Origin of the sequence: Shewanella hafniensis (assembly GCF_019655335.1) — a bacterium.
Lineage (GTDB): Bacteria > Pseudomonadota > Gammaproteobacteria > Enterobacterales > Shewanellaceae > Shewanella > Shewanella hafniensis.
Window position 1 is genome coordinate 1 of the sequence record NZ_BPFD01000193.1, and the last position, 807, is coordinate 807.

General features: G+C 52.0%; 1 protein-coding gene. It reads right to left on the minus strand.

Annotation, left to right across the window (positions count from 1 at the left end):
- The coding region (locus K5Q99_RS23095) for a hypothetical protein (protein ID WP_220778126.1) at positions 1-807 on the minus strand (807 nt) is incomplete at both ends.

Sequence of the window (807 nt, forward strand, 5' to 3'; positions counted from 1 at the left end):
GAAGGATCCCCTCCTCCCTCCTCCCTCTCCTCTCCCTATTTGCGCCCCTTCTTTGCGCCTCCTCCCCAGTCCGCCCGCCCTTCTTTCTCCTTTCTTTGATCCTCCGGCCGCCTTCGTCCCTCCCCTCCCACGCGACTCTTTTCTCGTCCCTTTCTCTTCCCCCTTTTCTTTTCCTTCCCCTTCTTCTCCCCTCCCTTTTTCTTTTCTTTTCCCCCCCCTTTTCCTCTCCCCCTCCTTTCTTTTCCTCTTTTCCTTCCCTTTCCCTCCCTCTTTCCTCCTCCTCTCTTTTTCTTTTTCCTCTTCCTTTTTTCTCCTCTTCCCTCTCTCTCTTTTTCTCTTTCTTTTTCTCCCTCCCTCTCTCCTTTCCCTCTTCCTTTCTTCCCCCCTTCTTCCCTTTCTCCCTTTTTTTTTTCTCCCTCTCCCCCCTTCCCCTCCTTCTCTTCCTTCCTCTCCCCCCCTTTTTTCTCTTTCCTTCCCTCCTTCCCCCTCCTTTTTTCTTCTCTCTTTTTTTTCCTCTTTCCTCCTCCCTTCTCTTTCTTCTTCTTCTTTTCCTCCCTCCCTCTCCTTTTTTCTTTTTTCCTCCCTTCCCCTCCCCTCCCTTTTTCTCCTCCCCCCCCTTTTCTTCTCTTTTCTCTCCCCCCCCTTCTTCTTTTCCCTTTCTTTTTCTCTCTTCCCCCCCCCTCCTCCCCTCTTCCCTCTTTTCTCCCTCTTCTCCCTTCCTCCCCCTTTTCCTCTTCCCCCCCTCCCTTTCCCTTTCTCTCTTCCCTTCTCCTTTCCTTCCCCTCTCTTCTTTCTCTTCTCCCCTTC